Raw genomic sequence first — 19,911 nt, forward strand, 5'->3', positions numbered from 1 at the left:
AAAATAAGAGTATTTTTTTAGATATTTGTAAATTGATTTTTATAAAAATTCTCCGTGCTGAGAAATGTCTAATCCTAGTTCTTCTTTTTCTTCGGTTACCCTTAATGGCGTAATTTTGTTTACAACATAGAATAAAATATACGACATGCTAAAAGCAAATACGGAAACGATTATCAAGGCGGTTAATTGATGAATAAAAAGGTTGGTTTCTCCAAAAATAAGACCTTGTCCAGCACCTCCTTTGGCAACTAAACCGGGATAAACGGCACCAGATGCAAATACTCCGGTTAAAAGCATTCCTACCATTCCGCCAACACCATGACAGGCAAATACGTCTAATGCATCGTCTATTTTTCCTTTAGGGAATTTACTCACTATTATGTTGCTTACAATGCTGCTTAGTATTCCTATGGTTATGGCGTGTGGAATGCTAACATATCCGGCTGCTGGTGTGATGGCTACCAGTCCTACAACGGCTCCAATACAAGCTCCCATTGCTGAAAGTTTATGTCCCATAATTTTATCAAGAAACACCCAAGCCATAGAGGCAGCAGCGGCAGCTACGGTGGTGGTTCCTAATGCTTGTGCGGCAAGACCGTTGGCACCCATTGCGGATCCTGCATTAAAACCAAACCAGCCAAACCATAATAATCCGGTTCCCAATAATACATAAGTAATACGCGCTGGGTTTGCTTTAGGAACTTTACGTTTTCCAAGAAACATAGCTCCTGCAAGAGCTGCCCAACCGGCACTCATATGGACTACGGTTCCACCGGCAAAATCCAAGACACCTAAATTGAATAATATTCCTTTTGGATGCCAGGTCATGTGGGCTAAAGGTGTGTATACAAATAATATAAACAATACCATAAATAGCATATAAGCCCAAAAACGGATTCGTTCTGCAAAAGCACCTGTAACAATAGCGGGTGTTATAATGGCAAATTTAGCTTGAAACAATGCGAATAGTAAAAATGGAATTGTAGGTGCCAATCCCCATGAAGTTCCCGTTCCTACACCTTGAAAAAATAAATTCGGGAGCGGATTTCCTATAAAGCCTCCTATAGAAGGACCAAATGATAACCCGAAGCCAATGACAACCCATATTACGGTTACTATTATCATGGCCATGAAACTTTGTAGCATGGTACTGATGACATTTTTTTTGCCGACCATGCCTCCGTAAAAAAAACCTAATCCGGGAGTCATCAACAATACTAATGCCGAAGCAACCAGCATCCAGGCTATGTCGCCAGTATTGAAATTTGAAACTTCAGTAGGGTTTGTTGGGTTGTTGATTAAAAATAAATTAGAACAATAGGATAGAACCAAAATCGTGATAAGAATCACACTTAAAACTATTTTACGCATTGTTTTGTTGTTTTAGAATTCAATGTGAAAATACAAAATGAATAACTACCCCCGTATTAAAAGAGGGGTTGATTTTTTATTTTTATTATTTTTTCATTTTGACCCCTATAAAATTAATAACAAGCAATTAAAATGTATTGTAAAATGGCGATAGCTTAATTTGAGTCTTTCTGTTTGGAATAAAAAAAAGGAATATTTTTTTTGATTTAAAGAGATATGGTTTATTTATGAAAGTAAATCATTATAAAATTGATTAGTCAAAAAGACATTATTGCTGGATTTTATAAAGTAATAAAGATAGAAAGTAGAATTTTATGTATCTATGTTGTTTTATAAGAGATAGATAGAGTTGAGTTTTGAGATGCAATCCAGAACTTAATGATACTGGTTTTTATAGAACAAATCTAATATCTCCATCAAAATTAGTTGATTGATTCGTAAAAATATTCAATTGTTTTACAAGTGCATCCAAATCTTCTTTTGTATGGTGTGCGCTAATTACAATTCGGCTTAGTTTTCCTGAAGCTGTTGGGTAAGGGAATGAGGTTGGAATGATTTTGTTTTCCAGTAATAAATACAGGAGGTCATTGTTGTCAAAATAAATAGCTGGATATTCTTTAACAAATGTAAATTCAGTATTAGGAATTAAATGATTTTCTACGTAGGATAAATTGAGTTGTAGTTTTTGTCTTTGTGATTCGTAAAGTTCTTGTGCGTTTATATAGGTTTCTAAAAAAGCAGGGTTCATTCCTGAGGCTCCTATAAAATTTTGTTGTTGCTTTAATTCGGTTATAAAATCCGAATCACTGGCAATAATACCACCCGTAAGTCCGAAAGCTTTTCCTAGTGAAGCAATGCTTATTTTTCGATACACATTTGGGAGTTGGTATTGATTAAGTACCCCATGACCTTGCTCACCCAATATTCCGATACTATGGGATTCATCCAGAATCAAGGTGATTTCTTTATCCTTTGGAATTTCAAGTAAAATACTTAAATCAATTGGGGTAACTTCTAGAGATGGGATGGCATCTGCTACAATTCCAATTTTAGAAACTGTAGGGTCAAAAAGAAAAGGATTTAATTTTTCGTTTTGAAGTAGAGGCAAAGAAAAGGGGTGCAGTAAAGCGGGATGAGTGTTGGGGAAATGAAAAACTAAATCTGTTGTTTGCTGCAATAATTCTAATGCTAGTTTACCGGCTAGCATACCAGAGGAAATGGTAACTGTAGCTTCAGTTCCTATTTGTTTTGCCAACAGATCCTCGGCCTTTTTGTAAACCTCCAACTGGATGTTAGCTGAACGGGAACTTCCGTAACCAGTTCCCCATTTTTGCAAACTTGCCAATAAAATGGTTTGAAACTCGGGCAGGGTAGTGACTCCCAAATAATTGGTTCCACCAAAGTAAAGGTGTTCTTCACCTTCAAGGGAAATTATTCGATTAGGAATCTCAGTTACTTTCATGTTGTTACATTTTTAATACAGCACCAATTCCGTTGGAATCAGCGTAGCGTATGATTCCGTCTTTTATGGTAACACCAGTGGCAATATCTTCGGCTAATAATAATGCGCCATCCATATCTACATAATCTAATTCGGGCAATAAATGTGCAATGGCCGAAATTCCAACTGAGGATTCTGTCATGCAACCCACCATTGTTTTCATGCCTAAATGTTTGGCCTCGGCAATCATTCTTCGAGCTGGGGTAAGTCCACCACATTTTACTAGTTTGATGTTTACTCCATGAAAATGATTATGACATTTGGCAACATCTTCTTCTACAATACAACTTTCATCAGCAATAATTGGTAAGACAGAATGTTTGTAAACTTCTTTGTGAGCCGCCCATTGATCAGCTTTTATAGGTTGTTCGAGGAATTCGACCCCCAGTTTTTTTAATGCAATTGCATTACTTATGGTTTCGGTAACCGTCCAACCACAATTAGCGTCAATCCGAAAACGGGCATTGGTATGTTTGCGTAATTCGGTAACAATAGCAATGTCGTCTTTGGTTCCCAATTTAATTTTATAAATAGGCCAAGGCATTTCTTTGAGCTTCATGACCATTTTCTCTATTTTGTCAATCCCAATGGTGTAATCAGTTTTTGGATTGTGCAAAGGAGAATTTCCCCATAACTCGTATAATTTTTTGCCTTTTTTCTTGGCATACAAATCGTTGTAAGCCATGTCCAAGGCGCATAATGCAAACATATCATGTTTTAACAAAGCAAAAGCCCCATTCCAAAAATCCTCTGGAGTTTCATCAGTATGTGATTCTATAAAAGGGATTATAGCTTCCAGATTCGCTCTCATCGTATCTACAGTAATATTATAATACGGATTCGAAGTTGCTTCGCCAAGTCCTGAAAAACCTTCGCTTTGTAATTCAACAATCAGTGTTGGTTGGACATCATGAGACTCTCTCGAAATCGTAAAAGTGTGTTTTAACTGTAATTTAAATGTGCGAATAATGATTTTCATAGGAGTAGGGTGTTAAATGAATGTAGGTTTTAGAGTGTAGATTTTAGATTTAAAATCCCATATTCCAAAATCTACACTCTAAAATCTGCAATCTAAAATTATTTCAATATATGTTGACTCAATATTTGGTATACTTCATTGATATTGTTGCCTCCTTTACCAAATTGTTTCGCAATAGGAGTGTCTTCACCAGCTAACCAAATCTTCAACTCGGCATCCATGTCCAGGATTCCGGCGCTTTCTTTAGAGAATTTTTTTATAGATGAGTATGGAATCGAAAGATAATCAACTTTACTTCCTACCAATTGTTTTTCGACCAAAATCAGTCTTTTATTTGTGAAAACAAACATATCCTTGATTACTTTGTATCCTTTTTCAATTCTTTCGCCATCTATCATTAAAGGTTCAAATTCTTTCGAAAGATTTTCGATATTTACTTCCGATGCATTGCCCATAATGGCATTAAATAGTCCCATTGTATTTTCTTTAAGTTATGAGTATCAAATTTAAATTAATTTACTTGTTTTAAAACTATAATTCCTAACAAAATTGGTATTCCATCAAAAAAGAGTAGCTCTTTTGATTAAATTTTAAAGCCAAAATAGAACTGAAGAATAAAAAATATAAATTTCATTTGGGCGTAACCCCCGCTAGAAAAAAGGGCTAGTTACTTTGTCGGCATTGCCCTTTTCTCTAGCGGCGGTCGGGCTATCCGCGCTACTTTGGTAGCTTGCTTTTATCCCTTACGCGAGCATGTACAAGAGACATAGGGGGAAACGAGGTTTTGTCTTTTTTGTAATTTTAGATTTCTATTGAGATTGTAGAATTGATAGTTTATTTATCTGTATAAAAGCGAACCATAGGTCTGTTTTTTGAGGTTCTGTCTACAATTGTAAAACCGGCACGGTCAAAAGATTTATACAGTCCAATCCAGGCAAATGCGTCAGGAAGTTTTTCTTGTGTTGGGATGGTTGGGTATGCTTCTATGATTTTTATTTTTTCATGTTGTGCATATTTGGCAACAGCTTTTAAGAGTTCGACAGAAACACCTAATCTTCTAAAATTTTTGTCAATAAAAAAGCAGGGGATTGACCAAACCGCTTTGTTATCAATTCGTTTGTGAACTCTGGAGTTTTCAAGCTTTAAGAAATCTTCGCGTGGAGCAAATGCACACCAAGCGATGGGTTGTCCTTCATAAAAACCAAGAATCCCAGTTGGTTTATCGCTCCAAACAAGTTCTTTCATAGCAGTTTTGTTGCCATTATTTGATTTGCCTTCGTCAAAATCTTGTTTTTTGAGTCTAAATGACATGCACCAACAGTTGCCACAAGCGCCTTTGTTGCCAAAAAGCTGAACAAATTTAGCCCAGTTGTTTTTTGATAATGGTTCAAAAGTCAGTTGGTTCAAAAACTCATGGTCTATGGGTTGTTTTGTTTTTGTCATCCTTGTTTTATTTAGATCAGAACTGTTGTAAATCCTTGTAATTGTTGATTGTTAGTGTTCAGTTGTTTGTTGAGATTGGTGAATGTATTGTAGACGACCTCCGCTAAACGAAAATACGATTTTTTTTGAAATTATGTTTTTACTTATGATTTGGTCTAATCATTGAATTGACGATCCTTAATATTTTGATATATGATTTACATTATTATAAAATAGATATTAAATGATCTTATTGTTATGTCTACCTGTTTTGTTATGTAAATATTTTCATTCTTTAAATTTTAGTTAAAAACTTACAAATATGTTTACACATGAGTCATTTTGTAATATATTTGCTGCAATTTGCAATTCCGTATTTCTCTTAGATAAAAACATATTATTTGCTAAATTATTGCTAATACGGTAAGATAGTGATTAGTTCTGAAGAAAATTAGAAGCACAATCCAAAATAAAAACTAGAAAAATAATTATTAAGCCCCTATTAATTATGTTACTAACCGATAATCATTTGACCATTGTGGTGGGTATAGATATCCATTTTACGACTTTGCCCCCTTTTAATCCATTTCATCCCTACATAGGTATAGTCATTGACCCTTTTGATTATATTCCGTTTTTAGGTACTAATGTACATGTAAATGGTTTTAAACGCGGGAATTCTGACACCAGCGGGATTATAATTCCATTAGTGCATATTCCATTGTTTACACCGCCATGGCTTATGACACCGATTATCGGGCACGAGAGTATGAACTTTTTTGCTTCGAAAACCGTTTACTCAGATGGTACCCGAATGAGTCCTAAAGGACATATGCTGATGACCTGTAATGATATAGGACTTCCGTTATCGCTATCAGTAGGAAAAGTCAAAGTAGGCAAGAAAATGTTGCCCTTTGCGCCAACATTATTTGCCCCAACCTCATTTTCATTGCCAATTCCTACCGGAAAACCCGTAAAGATAGGTGGGCCTTATCCACCGGATTGGGGAGGAATGCTTACGGGCTTACTGGCCAGTATAGGGTTTAGTACGCTATTAAAAAAGTTAAGAGGCCTTGCTAAAAAGTTTAAATTGAAAGGATCAAAAAGTCCCAAAGGACTTAAAGAGCCACTCCGAAAATGTGCCCATGACCCTGTAAACCTTATAAATGGGGCAGTGATTTATGAAGGCAGTGATTTTGATATTACAAGCCCCATCTCCCTTAACTGGAAACGCAGCTGGTATTCCGATTCTGATTATGTAGGCTGGCTCGGCCATGGCGTACACTGTAATTATGATCGTGCGGTAGAATTATATCCCGAAGAGGATGCTTTGGGACTTCGTATGGAGGACGGTAGACTCGTAGCATTTCCTGCCTTGATACAGGAAGAAGAATTTTACCTGCGTGAGGAAAAAACAACTCTAAAAAGAACTCCAAACGGTTACCAGGCCTACGATCATGACAGCAGACTTTTTTATGATTTTACCCTGTTTGATGGCAAAAAATACCAACTCACACAAATAGCCAATCATGATGGTTTAGCTATCGTTTTTGAATTCACAGGATATAGTTTAAGTAAAATTATTGATGTCTCGGGTAGAGAAATAAAAGTAAGCACCAAGTATGGATTCATCCAAAAACTGGAACTCATAGCCCCAGAACAGGATGAACTATTAGTGGCTTATGAGTACGATGAGGACTACAATATGGTAGCGATTCTTGATGCTTTAAAAAATCCAACAGTCATTGAATTTGAAAACCATTTGATGGTTAAGAAAACCGACCGCAACGGACAAACCTTTTACTGGGAGTATGATGCACAAAACAGGTGTATTCATACTTGGGGAGATGGCGGCTGGCAGGAAGGCTGGATCGAATACCATACTGAAGAAGGTTATAACCGGAATACTGATGCCAACGGAGCGGTAACCACCTATTATTACGAACCAAGCCAGCTTATAACCCAGATAAAAGACCCAATGGGCAACAGCATTTTTTATGATTATACTGAGTTTATGGAACTGTATCGCGAGATCGATCAGGAAGGTCGCATCACTGGATTCAGTTACGACGATATGGGGAATAAAACAGGCACTACCTATCCAGATGGTACCGAAGAAATGATGTTGTATGATGACGAGAATCGTCCATCGATAGCCATAGACCCGGAAGGACAAAAAACAATCTATTTGTATAATGATGAAAAAGCACACCAGCTCAAAACCATAATAGCGCCAGACAAGACCAGTACCCATTTTACCTATAATAAAAACGGGCTATTGGCAACTGTAGCCAAAAACAACAACCAACTCGAATTAGTTTACGACCAGCAGTACAACCTAGTAGAATGGAGAGAAAACGACCAAAAATTAAAATCTTGGGAGTACAACCATAGAGGGCGTGTACGAGCGGTCTATACTCCGATGCAAATGGCGGATTACTTTACCTATGATGCTCTGGACAGAGTGCAACAAATTGTGGAGAGAGACAGTAACATCATAGAGTTTAGTTACAACAATTATGATGAAGTAATAGCTCTAAAGGACAGCAAGAACAGTATCAAGTTTAGTTATACTCCAATGGGAAGTCTTGCCAGCAGAGAACAAAACGGCGTGAAAGTACGTTTTGACTACGACAAGATGGAACAGCTAACAAGCATAAAAAATGAAGACAACGAAGCCTATTTTTTTGACCGAAACAAGGCTGGACATATCATAAAAGAAACCGCTTTTGACGGCATCGTAAAAAAAATCAACTGTAACTTGGTAGGTGAAATAACCCGAATAGACCACGGAAGCGGGAAGTATACCGAGTACGAACAGGATGCTTTGGGACGCATCACCAGAGCCGATTATCATGATGGTAGTTGGGAAACTTACACCTATAACAAAAACGGACTCTTAATAGAAGCCACTAACCAAAACGTGAGCATACGCTTAGAGCGAGATGCCAACGGACGCGTTGTACAGGAAACCCAAAAGCAAGCTTTAGATAAAGATGAGAATGCCATAATCCTTACCTCAACTTACAACGACTTAGGGCAGCGAATCAATATTAGCACTACATTGGGCGCTAACATAAACACCCATTATGACAAAAAAGGACAACTCGAGCGTATAGAAGCCCAAAGCAATGAACTCAAAGAGCAGCATAAGACTTGGGAGACCTCTCTAAAACGAGACGAATTGGGGCGTGAGATAGAGCGTTACGCCACAGGAGGGCTACACATAAAAACCAGCTATAATAGCAGTGGTAAGCAAAAAGAACAGGAAGTCTTTGCTAACGGCAAACGTACGGGCTCCCGTTATTACAACTGGGACACCAACCAGCAGCTGCGCAGTGCAGTAAACCAGCTTACCAAAAGTATGACCTATTTTGATTATGATGCGTTTGGTAATCTTGCCAGAGCTGATTACGATGGTAAAGGGGAATTATATAAAACCCCTGATGTAGTGGGGAATCTCTACAAAACCCATGACCGCAGCGACCGTACGTATGGCAAAGGGGGCAAACTGCTGAAAGACGAAAAATACTATTACAAATACGACGAACTAGGCAGCCTGATACACAAAAGTCCACGCGATATTAGTAAACCACTAGTTTTTGAGAAACCAACCAATATGTTTGATAAACTTATTGGTAATAAAGAAGAAGAAACAAGATTACAACAAGAGCACGAACAGTGGCAAAGCGGCGATACCACTTATACTTGGCTTGCCAACGGAATGCTCGAAAGCGTAACAAACCCTGATGGCAAAGTCGTGAGTTTTGAATACGATGCTTTAGGAAGACGCACCGCAAAAATTGCAAGCAAAGAAATAAATCGTTATGTTTGGGATGGCAACGTTCTTATTCACGAATGGAAGTATGACTTAAAGGATAGACCAAAACTCATCGTTGATGGTGATGATCTGGTCTATGACAAATCTGAACCAGTTGAAAAATTAATCACTTGGGTGTACGAAGGAGGAAGTTTTGTACCGAGTGCTAAGATTGTTGGAGATAATAAGTACAGTATTATAAATGATTACATTGGTCGTCCTGTACAGGCATATAATGAAACTGGTGAGTTAGTTTGGGAAACTGATTATGACATTTACGGTGGCTTACGAAACTTAAAAGGTGATAGAAGTTTTATACCTTTTAGACAATTGGGGCAATATGAAGATATAGAAACTAAGTTGTATTATAACCGTTTTAGGTATTATGATGCTAGTTCAGGATTGTATATTTCTCAAGACCCTATCGGATTGGCTGGAAATAACCCAAATTTTTACGCTTATGTAAAAGATAGTAATACAAGATTTGATGTTTTAGGACTAGACGAAATCGACATCACTATTATTAGACAAGATACAGATTTTGGCACTCGAAATCATTATAGATTAATTTATAATGATCCTAAAGGAAGGCAACAAATGACACATTTAACAATAGAAACGGTAGGTCGTAATGAAAGAATTGTAATCAAAAGTGGACCAAATACTAGAATATCTCTTGATGATATCGATACAGCAGACAAAAGAACAATAAAAGGTGTAAGTCGTAAATCATTAGATAACGCAATATCAAGAGCAACTAAAGAATTTAATGGTAAAGAATATAAACTTAATCAATATGATTGTTTTAGATATATTGAATCTATCATTAGGAAAGTAAATCCTAGTATATCAATAGAAGGGAAAACTAATTTTGAAAGGTTTAGTAATTTAGAAGGATGTAAATAATGAAAAATTTTATAAAAAGAATTGAGAATCAATTTGATATTGAAATGATCAAATCTGAAGAACCAATTGATTTCAAAAATACTTACACAACAGATGAAGATGGTAACATAACAACTTTACGTTTGCAAGGAATTCCAATGAATACTCTTGATTTTTTATTACCTATATCTGATAATTTAGAAGATTTATTTTTACAAGATTGTGAAATCAATACTATTAAAAGTATAAGCGTTTTTAAACAACTTAAAAAATTAGATTTAAGTATTAATCCATTATCAAATCTAGAAGGTATTGAAAACTTAGTGAATTTACAGGAATTAGATTTATCAGCTACTGATGTGGATTCTGATTCTAAATTTGCAAATATTCAATATCTTCAAAATTTATGTTCTTTAAGTTTAGATTATACTGAAATAAAATCCATTCAGGGTTTAGAACATCTAAAAAAACTGAAAAAATTAAATTTAAGAAAAACAAAAATCATAAGTTTTGAAGATATTGAAGAATTAGATAATATTAATCATATAGATCTTACTTCTTGCTTTGATTTGGATTTCAATAGATTAGGATTGGAAAGAATGAAAAATTTGGAAAAATTAAATTTAAGTTGTTGTATAGTAGAGTCATTTGAAGGACTAAAAAAAATGACTAATTTGAAACAGCTTTTGTTAAATAGCGCAAGTGAAATAAAAAAAATAGAATACTTAGATGATTTAAAAAAATTAGAAGTATTAGATTTAAGTGAAACAGAGATTTCAAAAATAGAAGGGTTGGAAGGATTAAGTAATCTCACAATGTTGAATCTTGCCACAAATAATATATCAAAGATAGAAGGGATTAAAAATTTAAAAAATCTAGAATATATCGATTTACGTAATAATAAGTTTTCTGTTATTGAGGAAGATAGTTTTATTGGAATTGAAAAAGAATGTATTGTAGATATTGGTTTTAATGATGTAATAGACTATAATATAAAAAATCCCAAAAACATTAAAATTGTTTATAATCATGAAGGCGGAGGACTTAATTTAGAACCTCTAAGTTTTGCTTTTGGTGATATAGAAAATATTGAAAAATATTGTAAAGAAATCAAAGAAGAATATTTAAATCGTATTAAAGGGTTGGGATTTTCCAGTTCTCTTACGATCAATGATTTTTCCCAAAGAATAATGTAGTTTTACTCTTCAAAGTCTTTGGGCTTTGAAGGATGATTTATATTTTGAAGAAATTACGGATTTTTTAACAGCTTTTAATGTCCCAATTTTAGGAAACTATATATTCCACAATTGCTTGGGAATGTATTTTTGTTGTGTCAAAAATGGGTACTGCAAAGTCATCTTGGTTTATTAGCATTGGTATTTCTGTGCAGCCTAAAATAATGCATTCAGCTCCAGAGTTAATCAGCTCTTTTGCAATAGCGATGTAATTTGATTTGGTTTTAGGGTTGATAAGACCAATTCCTAATTCTTCTTTTAGTGTGTGTTGAATGTAATCTCTGGTTTCTTGTTTTTCTGGTATTATAACTTCGAGACTATACTCTTCAAGTTTGTTTCTATAAAAGTCCATTTCCATTGTGAACTTTGTCCCCAAAAGACCTACTTTTTTAAGCCCTTGTTTATTTATGGCTTTTGCAGTTTCTGTTCCAATATGAATAATTGGCAATTTGATTTTTTCTTGAAGTTTGTCTGCAAAGAGATGTGCAGTATTTGCACACAAAACGATGCTGTCTACTCCGCTTTTTTTCAAGCTATCACAAGCATTCAATAATAGTTCAAAAGAATTGTCCCAGCTTTTGGCTTGAATGTCTCCAAAGTTTAAAGAATAAATGACACATTCCGCAAAATTTAAACCACCTAATTTTGAATTTACACCTTCATTTATAAACTTATAATAATCCATTGTTGATACCCAACTTATTCCACCCACTAATCCAATCTTTTTCATAAATGTTTTATAGCCTGTTTGTTGATTTTATTTTATAGTGCCAATCTAAAGTTATAACCAATATTCCGGTAGTGCTTGGCGAGATTGTGAATTTATTGTAGCCTATCTCGCGCTAAACGAAAATACAAATTAAAATAGAATCTCCACAAGTACTCTTTTTACTTAAAAATAAAACCTCGTTTAAATCCTTTTAAACGAGGTTGTTCTTGAAAAATATTTTGAAGTTTATTTTTTTGCTTCAACAACAGCAAGATTATTGATGAGTTTCCATTCATTATCGGTGTCTAATATGAGAGAATTATAGGAAATAAAATAATTTTCGGCACTTTCTAAACGAAGTTTTACCATCGCGATAGAGTCGCTTTCATCAATACTTTCAACAATCATTTTTCTTGGTAATCCGCCAAAAATACCTTCTTTTATATTTGATAGATACTTTTGTTTATCAATAATTGTTATTCCTGGAATTCCCATAAAACCATTATTAGTAACTCTAAAATCATTATGAAGTACTTTATCCAATAATTGTACGTCACTAGTGTCACCACCTTTTACAAAATGGGTTATGGCTTGATTTATTCTTTCTGTTCGGGTCATTGCTGTCTTGATTATTTGTGAGTATTGAGTTTGTTAATTTTGTTTTTTATTTTTAGCCATGTATTTCAAGTACTCAACAATTTCTTGGGATTGTTGCTTTGTGATTCCTAATGTTGGCATTTTGACTTTGTTTCTAAAGGATGCCGGATTTACGATGTAATCTACTAATTCGTTTTCAATCCAGTATTCTGTTACGCTTTTCGGGTAATTGAGTTCTGGACCCATTTCGCCACCAATTCCATTTATTGCATGACATGTAATACATTGGTTTTGAAATAAATTATAGCCTGTAACCTTAGATATTTCTTTAGGATATAAATCTGCTTTTGACTTATCAATTGGTTCCAAATGTATTTTAATTAAATTGTATGGCCATTTATAATGATCATCATCAGCTGGAGCATCTGTATAAACGAGATAAAAGGGAGCAGCATCCATTTTATTTCCGTTTTTTGATATTGGTTCCCAGTCGGTTCCTTTAGTATCTAGGTCTTTATAAGCCAAGTATGGTTTGGATGCTAAAAATAATGCCAAAGGCATTTCTGGTTTATAGCCATCAATACATTCGAAAACTATTTTTGTGTCTTTAGTATCAACTTTACTTAAATCTATTTCGCTTGTAATAAGTGTCAAAGCATTAACGGCTTGGTATCTTTTTGTTTTGTGATAAACAGGATCGTTTGTGACAGTCACTAAGGTATCTGATCCAAGTTTGTTTTTAGTTTTTAGATTTAATAAATCTATATGATATTCAGATTCTTTTAATGTTTTATCTATAGTATAAGTTGAAGTTTGATTTGTATTTGATTTATCTATTTCTTGTTGCTTTTTTTTATTACAAGAAATGAAAATGCAAATTACCAGAAAGGAGATAAATAAATTATTTGTAGTTGATTTCATATTTTATGGAGTGAACAAATGAAGCATAAAGATAAACAAAGTTTTAAATAAATTGTATTGTGAGAAAATTTTTGAATTTCTACAAATTAAAGTTTTGGCTTTTATCTTATTTGTAAAACAATAAATAGTAGGAATTTTAGTTATTTGTTTTTTATTGATAATAAAAAAAGGATTACATTTAAATAAAAAAGACATATGTTAATCAAAGTTTACGGAAGTGCTGTTTTTGGAGTTGAAGCTACTACTATTACCGTTGAAGTCAATATGGATAAAGGGATTGGCTATCATTTGGTTGGTTTACCGGATAATGCCATCAAAGAAAGCAGTTATCGGATAGCAGCAGCACTTAAGAATAATGGCTATGCCATGCCTGGCAAGAAAATCACAATCAATATGGCGCCAGCCGATTTGCGTAAAGAAGGTTCAGCTTATGATTTGACTTTAGCTATAGGCGTTTTAGTTGCTTCAGAACAAATAAAAACTACAGAGGTTGAGAAATACATCATTATGGGAGAATTATCCCTTGATGGAAGTTTACAGCCTATTCGTGGCGCTTTGCCCATTGCCATAAAAGCTAAAGAAGAAGGATTCAAAGGCTTCTTTCTTCCGATACAAAATGTTAAAGAAGCCGCAATTGTGGCAGGATTGGATGTCTATGGAGTTTCTAATGTACAGGAAGTGATCGATTTTTTGGAAGGAAAAGGAACACTGGAACCCACGACTATAGATACCAGAGCGGAGTTTTATAAAACACTGGATTTCCCTGAATTCGATTTTTCAGATGTCAAGGGACAAGAAAGCATCAAACGCTGCATGGAGATTGCCGCAGCCGGAGGTCATAATATTATTTTGATTGGACCTCCTGGTGCTGGAAAAACAATGCTTGCCAAAAGATTGCCTAGTATTTTACCACCTATGACTTTAAGAGAAGCATTAGAAACAACTAAAATTCATAGCGTAGCCGGAAAGTTAAAAGAAGTAGGTTTGATGAATCAAAGGCCTTTTCGCAGCCCGCATCACACTATTTCGAATGTGGCATTAGTAGGAGGTGGGGGCTATCCGCAACCCGGCGAAATATCAATGGCGCATAATGGTGTTTTATTCTTGGATGAATTACCGGAATTTAAACGTGACGTACTCGAAGTAATGCGTCAACCGCTGGAGGATCGGGAAGTAACAATTTCACGAGCCAAGTTTACCGTGACCTATCCGTCTTCATTTATGTTAGTGGCTAGTATGAATCCAAGTCCGAGTGGTTTTTTTAATGATCCAGATGCGCCACAAACTTCTTCACCTCATGAAATGCAAAGGTATATGAGTAAAATATCTGGACCTTTATTGGATAGAATCGATATTCATATTGAGGTTACTCCTGTTCCTTTTGATAAATTATCCGATGATCGAAAAGCTGAAAGCAGTGTGGATATTCGTAAAAGAGTAACATTGGCACGTGAAATTCAGGCTGTACGATTTGAAACAATGGATAATATACATTACAATGCTCAAATGAACACCAAGCACATTCGGGAACATTGTGCATTGGATGATGTATCAAAGGAATTACTAAAAAATGCTATGGAACGGCTGAATCTTTCGGCTAGGGCCTACGATAGAATTTTGAAGGTGGCCAGAACGATAGCCGATTTGGATGCTGCTCCCCATGTAGTTTCAGGTCATATTGCCGAAGCGATTCAATATAGAAGTTTGGATCGTGACGGTTGGCTGGGGTAGTGGCTTTTAGGTTCTAAAAAAAAACAGAAACTAAAATTCTGTCTTTTAGTTTCTGTTTTTGAATTATGATTGTGTAATCACTATTTTAACTCGGAGAAAGTGTCTCCTTGACTAATATCTCCTGTTTTATATCCTTTCATAAACCAATATTTGCGTTGTTCTGATGTTCCGTGCGTAAAAGATTCTGGTACAACATGACCTTGCATTCTTTTTTGGATGGCATCGTCTCCAACGGCTTGTGCCGCACTTAAGGCTTCATCGATATCGCCAATATCAAGGTTTTCCTGATTGTGTTTTGCCCAAACACCTGCATAAAAATCGGCTTGTAATTCTAAGGCAACAGATAATTTATTAGCTTCTGCTTCACTTTTTCCTTCTTGGGCTTGACGCACTTTTGCTGACGTTCCTAGTAATGTTTGTATATGATGCCCTACTTCATGTGCAATGACATAAGCCGTTGCAAAATCACCACCCGAAGCTCCAAATTTGGTTTGCAATTCATCAAAAAAAGCCAAATCCATATAGACTTTTTGATCTCCAGGACAATAAAATGGTCCCGAAGCGGAGGAAGCTCCACCGCAAGCAGTTTCTACCGATCCGGTAAATAAAACCATTTTTGGTTTTATATACTCCATATTGTTTTCTTCGAATATTTTGGTCCAAACGTCCTCTGTATCTGCAAAAACAACTTTAGGAAATTCTCCCAGTTTTTCTTCTTCGGGAGTTAGAGCTCTAGCTTCTGTTTGAGTAGTTTGTTGTTGGTTGAATTGTTCTAATATAGGGGTTATCATTTGTGCTTTTTCTCCACCAAAGACATTAAGGAGTAAAATGATAATTCCTATAATTCCACCACCTATAATAGTTTTGCCACCAGAGGACATTCCTCTTCGGTCTTCTACATTATCACTTTGTCTTCTGCCAATCCATTTCATGTTGATTTAGTTTAAATATGTAACCATTTTTCTAATATATCCTTAAGAGATTTCTTTACCATGGGTTTTGATAAATAATCATTCATTCCTGCCTCTATGCATTTTTCTTTTTCACCTACTACTGTACCTGCAGTTAGAGCAATGATAAGTGTGTCTTTTGACTGGCTCAATTTTCTAATCTCTTTAGTGGCTTCGTATCCATTTATCAATGGCATTTGTATATCCATTAAGATAACATCTGGATTTATTTCGATTGCTTTGGCAATTGCTTTTTCACCATCTTCGGATTCATAAATAACGCATTTTGGAATAATTTGTTTTAATAACGTTTTAGTTAACAACATATTGATTTTGTTATCTTCTGCAATCAATATTTTGGGCTGTTCGTTTTTTAAAATTATTTTGCTTTCTTCCTGAGTTGAGAGATTGTTTTCTTCTGATAGAATAGTCTTTTTATCTTTATTAGAACTTTTTAATAGCACATCAAAGTAAAAGGTACTTCCTATATTGTATTGACTGTCAATTTGTAATGTGCTATTCATTAAAGCCAGTAATTGGTTAGAAATAGCCAATCCTAATCCTGTACCGCCAAATTTTTTAGTTGTAGAACTGTCTTCTTGTGAAAATGCGTAGAATATTTTCTTTTGATTACTTTCCCGAATTCCAATTCCGGTATCTTTTACTGAAAAGCGTAGCAATGTTTGGGATTTTTCTGCTTTTAAAGCAGAAATGGTGAGTTCTATTTTTCCATCACTGGTAAACTTGACTGCATTGGTTAATAGATTGATCAGAACTTGTTTTAAACGAATGTAGTCTACCCAAATATATTTCGGTACATCCTCATTGATGATATAGTTTATTTCTAGATTTTTAGAATTTGCCTGATAGTTTATTAATTCTTTTATTTGATTAACCAGATTGTCAATGCTGTGTCTCTCTACATTTAGTTCTAGTTTTCCAGATTCAATTTTAGAAAAATCCAAGATGTCATTTACGACTTCCATCAATATATTGGCAGATTGATTGATGGTTTTCATGTATTGTTTTTGGAAAGTTTCTAATTTTGAGTTCATCAACAAATCCGTATAGCCAATTATTCCATTAAGCGGAGTTCTGATTTCATGACTCATATTGGCAAGAAATTCAGATTTTGCTTTATTGGCAGCTTCTGCTACTTCTTTTTCCTTTAGTATTGTTTCATTGCTTTTCTTCTCTGTTATATCAATAAAGATACCTTCCATGAATGATATTTCTCCATCTTTGATAATGCGATCTCCAAATTCTTCGACCCAAACTATAGAGTTGTTTCTGTGCTTTATTCTGTAAATGGCATGAAAAGGTCTTCCTTCTTCCAAAGCAATAAAATTCTCACGATGAACTTCATCGATATCTTCCGGCACTATTAAATCGACAAAAAATATCTTATTTTCTAAGAAATCTGATTTAGGATAGCCTGTAAGTTTTTCTATCTCATCATTAATATACATTTTGGTATATTTCTCATCGTAATTGGATAAGTATACAGTGCCAGGAATGTTATTGGCCAGCAATCTAAATCGTTCTTCGCTTTCTTCGATGATTGATTCGTTGATATTTCTTTCTAGTGAGGATGAAATGTTTTTTACCAATAATTGCAAAATTGAAATTTCATCACTGCTCCAATCTCGTTCAGTAGTGGTATCATCAAAAACAAAAAAACCATGTAAATCATTTTTTAAATACAGAGGTATTAGCAAAATAGATTTTATACTTAATTGGTTTATAAATTGTTTTATCCTTTCATCTGTCGTCTTGCTAACCGTAGTATGAATGTACATGTCCGGAGTCATGTACATTTTTATATCATCAAAATCAGAAAAAGACATATTTTGTAAGTCTTTGTTTACTGCGTCAAAATTTTGAAGTTCGTATGTCCATCTGTATCTTTGATTGAATAAATTGGTTTTGGGGCTTTTTTTGAAATAAGAAATACGCTCAGCTTTGGTTACTTTTCCGATTTCGTTAATGATTCCTTTGAAAATATCGCTTGAATTCTTTTTTAATAAAAAGGTATTGGTGTTCTTATTGATTACTAATAGCAATTCACTTTTATAAGCCAGTTTTCTTTCTATTTCTAATCGCATTTCTGAAGCTAGTGCAATTATAATTAAATCAGAAATTGATTTGGCAAAGTTTATGTCTTCATTATCCCAATTTTTTGTTTTTTTAGTCGTTTCAAACGAAATAATGCCTTTTAATTCACCGTCTATAAAGATAGGGGTGTCTAATACAGAAAATATGTTGTATTTGTTAATGTACTTTACATTTATCTGATTGTTGAGTATATTGGAACGAATGTTTGAGTCTACGTCCTGTAGTTCATGTTCTATTTTTTCGAAATAACTAGGGTTGTCAATTTTATAGTAAATGGCTCCTCTTTGATAAACCTTTTTATCGGAATTATAGAGGTTTTTACAAACAATTCTATCTGAAAAATATTCCCAGTAACTAGAGCGATTTATCTCTACGGTTCTATTTATAATTTTTAAAATACTTTTTATAAAACTATCGAAAGTACCAGTATTGGTGTGATTCAATAAGGCAATATCTTTTAATGCTTTACTGTATTTTTTTATTTTATCCTGTCTTCTTGTTTTTTCTTCTTCAATATTTTTAAATAGAGTGATATCTCTTGCAATACCTGAATAGCCATTGATTGCACCAAAACTATTTCGTCTTATAAAGACATTTTGGGAAATCCATATTTCACTGCCGTCTTTTTTAATAATAGGGAATTCTAAGGTTGTAAAGTTTTCTTCAATATCTAAGATGTTTTGATAAAAACTCATCGTATTGGTGATGTAATCTTTTCTAATTAGAGTTGAAAAATGCTGATGTAGTATCTCATCTTTGGTATAGCCTAAAACTTTAATTGCATAATCATTTATGAAAGTCAAATAGCCATTTTCATCTGCTTCAAAAATGAAATCAACAGCAGTTTGTATTAAGACTTCATACTGGTTTCTTAATATGGTTTCGTTGGTAACATCTTGCCCGATTCCAATAATTAATTCTTCAGAAAACTGTTTGTCTAACCATTGGATAAATTTGTATTCTCCATTTTTACACTTTAGTTTTCTGATATACATTCGGCTGTCAACATAGTTTTTATAATAATCTTTGCCAATATATTCAGGATCTTCTGTAAGTTGCCAAAATCCGAGCCCCATAACTTCTGTAGGGGAGTAGCCCAATATAGGAGTTATGCTATCGCTACAAAAGGTCAATTCACCATTTTTATTAGTAGCTATTGTTAGAGAATTACCTTTATTGACTATTTCATTGGCAAAGAGGAATTTATTTCTAATTTTTGTTGTTGCTGTATGTCTGATGTGATTTATTATAAAAACAATTACTGCATAATTAAAAAGTATTATGCTTCTCTTAATGGGAACCAAGTCAAATAAGTAGATTGTAATTAAGAATGTTAAAATAAATCCCGAAAATGCCCAATATATTTTTACTGGCTTAAGAACAATATATGAGAAGAAATATGCGACAATAAAAGCATAATTGGGTATCGTATCCTCTGGTAAAAAAATAATGTTATAACAGATTAATAAATAATATAAAAAGAATATTGTAATATAGATTTCCCGAATTTTGTTATAGACATAGTTCGATTTTTTGCTAATTACAAACAGGACTAAAAAGCTTATTCCTATCATGAAATTATTGATTAATAGGCTTTTATGTCTTATGTGGTAAATTTCGAAAATGATTTCTATGAGAGGGACTATAAATCCAATAAATAATAAATAGAGTTGAT

Annotated in this window: 13 protein-coding genes; 3 read left to right on the forward strand and 10 right to left on the reverse strand. The window is 34.2% G+C overall.

Translation table 11 applies throughout. From position 1 onward, the window contains the following. Positions 1-39: 39 nt before the first annotated feature. From OZP08_RS11925 to OZP08_RS11945, 5 genes are all read right to left on the reverse strand, one after another. Positions 40-1,371, reverse strand: coding sequence for an ammonium transporter (locus OZP08_RS11925; protein ID WP_281321934.1), 1,332 nt, complete (start codon positions 1,369-1,371; stop codon positions 40-42). Positions 1,372-1,762: 391 nt separating this feature from the next. Beyond that, positions 1,763-2,833 carry an aminotransferase class I/II-fold pyridoxal phosphate-dependent enzyme gene (locus OZP08_RS11930; RefSeq protein WP_268846321.1) on the reverse strand — a complete coding sequence of 357 codons (1,071 nt, stop codon included), beginning with the start codon at positions 2,831-2,833 and terminating at the stop codon, positions 1,763-1,765. A gap of 4 nt (positions 2,834-2,837) precedes the next feature. Then, on the reverse strand, positions 2,838-3,851 hold the full coding sequence (locus OZP08_RS11935) for a dipeptide epimerase (protein WP_268846322.1): 1,014 nt from the start codon (positions 3,849-3,851) through the stop codon (positions 2,838-2,840). Positions 3,852-3,949: 98 nt separating this feature from the next. Beyond that, on the reverse strand, positions 3,950-4,327 hold the full coding sequence (locus OZP08_RS11940; RefSeq protein WP_268846323.1) for a PH domain-containing protein: 378 nt from the start codon (positions 4,325-4,327) through the stop codon (positions 3,950-3,952). 358 nt (positions 4,328-4,685) lie between these two features. Continuing rightward, positions 4,686-5,294: a GNAT family N-acetyltransferase gene (locus OZP08_RS11945; protein ID WP_281321935.1), complete on the reverse strand. Its 609-nt coding sequence runs from the start codon at positions 5,292-5,294 to the stop codon at positions 4,686-4,688. Positions 5,295-5,781: 487 nt separating this feature from the next. Here OZP08_RS11945 and OZP08_RS11950 point away from each other — a divergent pair, with 487 nt between their 5' ends. Then, the gene (locus OZP08_RS11950) at positions 5,782-9,999 is read left to right on the forward strand and encodes a DUF6531 domain-containing protein (RefSeq protein WP_281321936.1); all 4,218 of its coding nucleotides are present in this window, start codon (positions 5,782-5,784) and stop codon (positions 9,997-9,999) included. After that, positions 9,999-11,174: a leucine-rich repeat domain-containing protein gene (locus OZP08_RS11955; RefSeq protein WP_281321937.1), complete on the forward strand. Its 1,176-nt coding sequence runs from the start codon at positions 9,999-10,001 to the stop codon at positions 11,172-11,174. The genes OZP08_RS11950 and OZP08_RS11955 overlap by 1 nt, the downstream gene beginning before the upstream one ends. An 88-nt stretch (positions 11,175-11,262) precedes the next feature. Here the strand turns inward: OZP08_RS11955 and OZP08_RS11960 are convergent, their stop codons facing one another. The 3 genes from OZP08_RS11960 to OZP08_RS11970 form a co-directional block, all read right to left on the reverse strand. Next, positions 11,263-11,943: an aspartate/glutamate racemase family protein gene (locus OZP08_RS11960; RefSeq protein WP_268846327.1), complete on the reverse strand. Its 681-nt coding sequence runs from the start codon at positions 11,941-11,943 to the stop codon at positions 11,263-11,265. Positions 11,944-12,168: 225 nt separating this feature from the next. Further along, positions 12,169-12,540, reverse strand: a complete 372-nt coding sequence (locus OZP08_RS11965) for a nuclear transport factor 2 family protein (protein ID WP_268846328.1) — start codon at positions 12,538-12,540, stop codon at positions 12,169-12,171. 33 nt (positions 12,541-12,573) lie between these two features. Beyond that, on the reverse strand, positions 12,574-13,440 hold the full coding sequence (locus tag OZP08_RS11970) for a c-type cytochrome (RefSeq protein WP_268846329.1): 867 nt from the start codon (positions 13,438-13,440) through the stop codon (positions 12,574-12,576). Between the two features lie 195 nt (positions 13,441-13,635). Between OZP08_RS11970 and OZP08_RS11975 the strand changes: the two genes are divergently transcribed. Continuing rightward, complete coding sequence (locus tag OZP08_RS11975; RefSeq protein ID WP_281321938.1) at positions 13,636-15,171, forward strand: YifB family Mg chelatase-like AAA ATPase; 1,536 nt, start codon at positions 13,636-13,638, stop codon at positions 15,169-15,171. Positions 15,172-15,251: 80 nt separating this feature from the next. Here OZP08_RS11975 and ypfJ read toward each other — a convergent pair whose 3' ends face one another. Both ypfJ and OZP08_RS11985 read right to left on the reverse strand, forming a co-directional pair. Next, on the reverse strand, positions 15,252-16,103 hold the full coding sequence (ypfJ, locus tag OZP08_RS11980) for a KPN_02809 family neutral zinc metallopeptidase (protein ID WP_281321939.1): 852 nt from the start codon (positions 16,101-16,103) through the stop codon (positions 15,252-15,254). Positions 16,104-16,114: 11 nt separating this feature from the next. Further along, a complete protein-coding gene (locus tag OZP08_RS11985) occupies positions 16,115-19,810 on the reverse strand; it encodes a PAS domain S-box protein (RefSeq protein WP_281321940.1) in 3,696 nt (1,231 codons plus the stop codon). Positions 19,811-19,911: the final 101 nt, after the last annotated feature.

This window comes from Flavobacterium aestivum (assembly GCF_026870175.2).
GTDB lineage: Bacteria > Bacteroidota > Bacteroidia > Flavobacteriales > Flavobacteriaceae > Flavobacterium > Flavobacterium aestivum.

Coding starts and splice junctions, on each gene's coding strand:
- OZP08_RS11945 (WP_281321935.1), bottom strand. CDS start 5,294: ATGACAAAAACAAAACAACCCATAGACCATGAGTTTTTGAACCAACTG.
- OZP08_RS11935 (WP_268846322.1), bottom strand. CDS start 3,851: ATGAAAATCATTATTCGCACATTTAAATTACAGTTAAAACACACTTTT.
- OZP08_RS11930 (WP_268846321.1), bottom strand. CDS start 2,833: ATGAAAGTAACTGAGATTCCTAATCGAATAATTTCCCTTGAAGGTGAA.
- OZP08_RS11970 (WP_268846329.1), bottom strand. CDS start 13,440: ATGAAATCAACTACAAATAATTTATTTATCTCCTTTCTGGTAATTTGC.
- OZP08_RS11950 (WP_281321936.1), top strand. CDS start 5,782: ATGTTACTAACCGATAATCATTTGACCATTGTGGTGGGTATAGATATC.
- OZP08_RS11975 (WP_281321938.1), top strand. CDS start 13,636: ATGTTAATCAAAGTTTACGGAAGTGCTGTTTTTGGAGTTGAAGCTACT.
- ypfJ (WP_281321939.1), bottom strand. CDS start 16,103: ATGAAATGGATTGGCAGAAGACAAAGTGATAATGTAGAAGACCGAAGA.
- OZP08_RS11960 (WP_268846327.1), bottom strand. CDS start 11,943: ATGAAAAAGATTGGATTAGTGGGTGGAATAAGTTGGGTATCAACAATG.
- OZP08_RS11965 (WP_268846328.1), bottom strand. CDS start 12,540: ATGACCCGAACAGAAAGAATAAATCAAGCCATAACCCATTTTGTAAAA.
- OZP08_RS11940 (WP_268846323.1), bottom strand. CDS start 4,327: ATGGGACTATTTAATGCCATTATGGGCAATGCATCGGAAGTAAATATC.
- OZP08_RS11985 (WP_281321940.1), bottom strand. CDS start 19,810: ATGATAGGAATAAGCTTTTTAGTCCTGTTTGTAATTAGCAAAAAATCG.
- OZP08_RS11955 (WP_281321937.1), top strand. CDS start 9,999: ATGAAAAATTTTATAAAAAGAATTGAGAATCAATTTGATATTGAAATG.
- OZP08_RS11925 (WP_281321934.1), bottom strand. CDS start 1,371: ATGCGTAAAATAGTTTTAAGTGTGATTCTTATCACGATTTTGGTTCTA.